Below are 5,677 nucleotides of genomic sequence, written 5' to 3'. Positions count from 1 at the left end.
ATTCGGTTCCTGACCCCTGAAACACTCTGTCGCATAACAGGACATCTCAAACGGCCGGTGAACGAGACGATGATATGGGGTAGGCAATCACTCCTTGCCTCCTCACATCGTCCGTCTGGACGGTGACGTCCACCCGATCCGAAGGATGACCCATCATGAAGCGAACGGTGTACGGCGATGATCACGAGGCTTACCGACACTCTGTCCGCGAGTTTCTCGCTCGATGGTTCGAGCCCCTGGCCGCCGACGTTCGTGCCAACAAGGCATTGCCGCGAGAGTTCTGGCTTGCCGCGGGTAAGCATGACCTGTTGGGACTCGAAGTACCCGAACGATATTCAGGCGTCGAGGCAGGGGATTATCGCTTCAATGCGGTTCTCATCGAAGAATTGGCCAAGATGAATGCCGCGTTGGCGTCGAGCGTGAGTATTCACTGTGACGTCGTGGCGCCGTACCTGGTGCACCTGACCACCGACGAACAGAAGGCGAGGTGGCTCCCAGGACTGTGTTCCGGGGACGTGCTCACCGCCATCGGAATGACCGAACCCGGTGGGGGATCGGATCTGGCCGCACTGAAGACCACCGCAGTGCGGGACGGCAACGGGTGGTTGCTCTCGGGTGCCAAGACATTCATCACCAACGGTTACTCTGCAGACCTGGTGATCATTCCGGCACGTACCTCTCCATCGAAGAAGGCCAAGGGAATTACCCTCTTCGGCGTGGACACCTCCTTGCCCGGATTCGAGCGTGGCCGCAAACTCGACAAGGTCGGACAGGACGAAGCAGACACCGCTGAACTCTTCCTCGACCGGGTGCGCGTCACCGATGACGACGTGATCGGCGAGCTCGATCGAGGATTCATCCACATGATGTCCTTCCTGCCCCAGGAACGACTCGGATGCGCCATTGCCAATCTCGCGCACGCTGCGCAGATTCTGCTCGAGACGATCAACTACTGCCGAGAACGAAAGGCATTCGGGCAGTCCATCGGAACGTTCCAGCACAACAAGTTCTTGCTTGCCGAACTCGTGACACAGCTCGACGTGACACAGGCGTACGTCGACCGCTGCATCGAAGCCCACTCGGAGGGGACGTTGACACCGATCGATGCAGCCAAGGCCAAGTGGTGGACTGCCGAGATCCAGAACCGGATCCTCGATCATTGTGTGCAACTGCACGGGGGATACGGCTACATGAACGAGTACCGAGTGGCACGAGCCTGGCGGGATGCCCGGGTCACGAAGATCTGGGCGGGATCGAACGAAATCATGAAAGAACTGATCGGTCGCGATCTGGGCTTCTGATCTCGGCGTCGTGTACCGATCGTTCTGTCGTGAGTGCAGAAGGTTCGAATGCCGCATGGTCAGTGAATTAGTTTGCGCTGCTTATCAATACGTGTGCCTTATTGAAGTGTCTTGACTCGATTTCGGACACTTCACATCACATGTTCGCTTCTACCGTCGTAGATGTCCGGGCGGAAGCACCCGTCCCGGGAAATCTCCAGGAGGACCACATGACCGAATCCCAGGTCGCCACAGCGACCCGCAGCGGCTCGCACTCGAACAATGACGTACTCGATGTTCTGATCATCGGGGGAGGATTCTCCGGCCTGTACGCATTGGACCGACTGCGCGATCTCGGTTTCACCGTCAATGTCTGGGACGCCGCGGGTGGATTGGGCGGAATCTGGTGGTGGAACTGCTATCCCGGAGCCCGTACCGACAGCACCGGGCAGATCTACCAGTTCTCGTACAAGGACCTGTGGAAGAAGTACGACTTCACCGAACTGTATCCGGGCCACCAAGGGGTTCGTGAGTACTTCAACTACGTCGACTCACAGCTCGACCTCACCCGCGACGTCGTGTTCGACACTTTCGCCGAAGCATGCACGTGGGACGAGGAAACCCGTCAGTGGACCGTACGGTCCGCCGACGGCAAGATCCAGACGGCACGGCAGGTCATTGTTGCCACAGGATTCGGCGCCAAGCCGCTGTATCCGAATCTCGAAGGGCTCGATTCCTTCGCCGGTGAGTGCTACCACACTGCGCGCTGGCCTCAAGAGGGCGTGGATATGAGTGGCCGCAAAGTTGTCGTCATCGGTACCGGCGCCAGCGGTGTGCAGGTCGTCCAGGAGGCAGGTCATGTGGCCGAACACGTCACCGTGTTCCAACGCACCCCGAATCTGGCACTTCCGATGCAGCAACGCAAACTCACCCATGACGACAACGAGCACTTCCGGAAGGGACTTCCCGAGCGGTTTGCTACGCGCTACAAGGCGTTTGCCGGCTTCGACTTCGATTTCATTCCGCAGAACGCCACCGACCTGAGTAAGGAAGAGCGCGACGCGATCTACGAGAAGATGTGGGCAGAAGGTGGTTTCGAGATGTGGCTCGGAAACTTCCAGGACATCCTTGTAGATGAGGAGGCCAACCGTACGTTCTACGACTTCTGGCGTGGCAAGGTCCTCGAACGGGTCACCGACCCCAAGAAGGCGGCAATCGTCGCACCGGAGACGCCTCCGCACCCCTACGGCGTCAAGCGTCCCTCCCTCGAACAGGACTACTTCGATGTCATCAATCAGGACAATGTCGATGTCATCGACTCCAACGTCACGCCGATTCGACGGGTGCTGCCGCATGGTGTCGAAACCGACGACGGTGTCATCGAATGCGACCTCCTCGTACTGGCAACAGGGTTCGACAACAACCGTGGTGGGATCATGGCTATCGATATCACCGGCGTCGACGGCCTGACGATTCAGGACAAGTGGAAGTCCGGTGTCGACACGTGTCTGGGCCTGTCGACCCGCGGATTCCCGAACATGATGTTCCTGTACGGACCTCAGAGCCCGTCCGGGTTCTGCAACGGCCCGACATCTGCCGAGTACCAAGGCGAAATCGTCGTCGAGTTCCTCGAGTACCTGCGCGAGAAAGGGGCGACACGGTTCGAGAACACCGAAGAGTCCGAGAAGCAGTGGCGCGCACACGTCGACGAGCTTTTCGTGAACTCGATGTTCACAAAGGCACGTTCGTGGTACTGGGGTGCAAACGTGCCCGGTAAGCCGGCGCAGATGCTCAACTACTCAGGAGGAGTCCCTCAGTACTTTGCTCGTTGGGAAGAAATCAAGTCCAACGGTTACGACACCTACGAGACCGACTGACGAGACGGACACGCTTGGGCTACTGGGTCCCCCAGTAGCCCAAGCATCCGTTCGACGGGGCTCACTGCCCTGATCCCCGATGGACATCGACTGCGTCGATGGGGCAATCATGGAACCGAGAGCATTGCCTTCGAGCACGTCGCCGTAGACGAGACGGGCGCGAGCATCGGTGATGCGGTCACGATGTAGGCGAGGCTGATCAAACGCCATCACACGAACACGACGTGGATCGCCCGAGCGAGAGGGTCGACTGTCCAGAGTTTTGGTTCAAACCGAACCGATGACGGACCTGGAGGGGTGTAGCCACGACCCTGACGTGTTGGGGGATCGAGCGGAGGTCGCCGACAAGGCGGCATCGACAAGTGGACGGAAGGCCCCGCTTCGACTATCGGTCGATCGCCGAAGCGGGACCCCGGCAGCCCGAACGCAGGGGGATATCGGGATCTGCCCGTGCCCGGAGATGGAGGCACGCCGCCTCGCCGCCACTGCATGCACACCGCGGGGCGACCATGTTGCCCGTGGTGGATGCTCGTGGGACGAACCGCCGACAAGTGGGCCGCGCCAGCCGGCAACCACAATACTGTCGACACGAACATAATACTTAATTTCGTTATACAACAACAGTATCCGTCGCCATTCCGCTGAGCTGCATCACCTCCTCCCGGGTGAGCGGCCATTCGTCGCCGATGGGAGTCCTGTCGGCAGCGGCTGACAGGACTCAGCACCGACACACCCGAGGAAAAGGGCACACGATGCAGATCAGGACTGCCGCAGCGCGTGCCCTCGCCTTGCGACTCCGGATCGTCGACCACAAGCGACCCTTGTATCACGATGTCAGGTCGGCGGCGATCAATCCGGACGTTCAGCTAGCAGTTCGCACCCATGCCTCGAGCATGCGCCGTGCGATCGAGACCTTCCCCGGCAGCAACACGGGCGCATCGACCGAACTAGCCCAGTCGCCGGCGGCGAGGGCCTCCTTCACCTCCGCGCGGGAGCACCACACAGCCTCGCAGATCTCACCATCACTGAAGATGAGCGGTTCTCGAGGATCGGCGACGGCATGGAAGCCGAGCATGAGGGAACGCGGAAACGGCCATGGCTGACTTCCGACGTAGGCTACGTCGGAGACAACGAGACCGACCTCTTCCGCAATCTCCCGCGCCACACAGCTTTCGAGCGACTCGCCGGCCTCGACGAATCCCGCCAGCGTCGAGAAGTTCCGCGCCGGCCACGCCGCGTGTCGCGCCAACAGCACGCGGTCCGCCCCGTCATGTACCAGACAAATGATCGCAGGATCGGTCCGCGGGTACTCCTCCCGACCGCACGCAGTGCACACGCGCGTCCAACCACCCGAGGTGATCGTCATCGGCGCCCCGTCCTTGGCGCAGAAGTGGGATTCGTCCTGCCACATCAGCAGGGCCTGCGCGGTGAGATACCGTTCGGCATCAACTGCATCGAGAAGCGCTCCGTGTGACCGCAGGTCACCGAACTCGATGCCCACGCTCTCCATGGGGGCCTCCGTGAGAAACTCGTCCCGTACAGCCCATTGATGCACCGTACCAACGACTCCCAACAAGACCGCGTGTGTCGGAGGTTGGGAACAATAGTCGGCAGCCGACTCGAGGAGCAGTTGTCCATCGATGAGACGAACCTGACCGGCACCGTTCACGCGAAGCAGCCGCGCATCCGGCCATGCCCTCGCCTGCACGGTCGCATCGTCACGTAGCGCCACAGGGCGACTCAAGGCATCACCAGGAAGGGCACCCCCGACACCGTCAGCGTTCACCATTGATCACAACCTTCCGCAACGAGCGACCATGTCGACCGGCACTTCGTTCGTGCGCGTGCGGCCGGCACTGCCGTCAGGCAAACTCGAACTGGATCGACGAGTACGATTCGGACATCACCGAAATGAATTCTTCAACGAGGCGCACATGATCGGGATGGACCAGATATGCGCGGAAGGCGGGGACGTCTTCGAAGATCGCAGATATTGCATAGTCGCCGATCCCGGGCTTGAGGGCGAGGTCCCTTCCGTAGCGAAACTCGACGACCTGGGGAATGCTCGCCGATATCGCGTCAAGAGCTTTGTGGAACGATTCGACCTGCTCGTCGGTGATGTCCTTCTTCCAACTGAATGTTACGACATGATGCAACATGATAATCCCTCTCTGGAAGCATAATTCGAGCTCGACACCCGAAGTGAGCGGCACGTTTTTCAGAGCCGCTGATGTGCCCTCACCATGACGTGCGGCGACCGAACATCCCTCCCCGCAGTCCGCGGACGTACAGGGGAACCCACTTCTCGAGAGCGCCTCGGGGGTGAACCCGTTCTCCGGTGGGTTCCCTCGCGGTGCCGGCCCGTCATCGAACGGTGATGGGGAGATTCTGGCCGTCTGTGGGTCACGTGGGTGACGGTAGAACAGTGATGGACCTTCGGTGTGTCCGATTGTGCAACACACATCTCCGAGAACCGGGACAGACGGACAGGTGTGTTGTTTTCGGACACTCGTCCGCTAG

Annotated in this window: 4 protein-coding genes; 2 read left to right on the top strand and 2 right to left on the bottom strand. The window is 60.2% G+C overall.

The window, feature by feature from the left end; translation table 11 throughout:
* The first annotated feature begins 155 nt into the window (after positions 1-155).
* Together AC6CID_RS24780 and AC6CID_RS24775 are read left to right on the top strand one after the other, a co-directional pair.
* Positions 156-1,301 carry an acyl-CoA dehydrogenase family protein gene (locus AC6CID_RS24780; protein ID WP_039584521.1) on the top strand — a complete coding sequence of 382 codons (1,146 nt, stop codon included), beginning with the start codon at positions 156-158 and terminating at the stop codon, positions 1,299-1,301.
* Between the two features lie 209 nt (positions 1,302-1,510).
* Entirely contained in the window at positions 1,511-3,157 is a 1,647-nt protein-coding gene (locus AC6CID_RS24775; RefSeq protein WP_039584520.1) for a flavin-containing monooxygenase, read from the top strand.
* Between the two features lie 862 nt (positions 3,158-4,019).
* Here the strand turns inward: AC6CID_RS24775 and nudC are convergent.
* Entirely contained in the window at positions 4,020-4,946 is a 927-nt protein-coding gene (nudC, locus tag AC6CID_RS24770; protein WP_039584519.1) for an NAD(+) diphosphatase, read from the bottom strand.
* A 73-nt stretch (positions 4,947-5,019) separates the two neighbouring features.
* Positions 5,020-5,316: a Dabb family protein gene (locus tag AC6CID_RS24765; RefSeq protein WP_039584518.1), complete on the bottom strand. Its 297-nt coding sequence runs from the start codon at positions 5,314-5,316 to the stop codon at positions 5,020-5,022.
* Positions 5,317-5,677 lie beyond the last annotated feature (361 nt).

This window comes from Rhodococcus sp. GQ147 (genome assembly GCF_059759155.1).
This window is presented reverse-complemented; position numbering and strand designations above follow the sequence as displayed.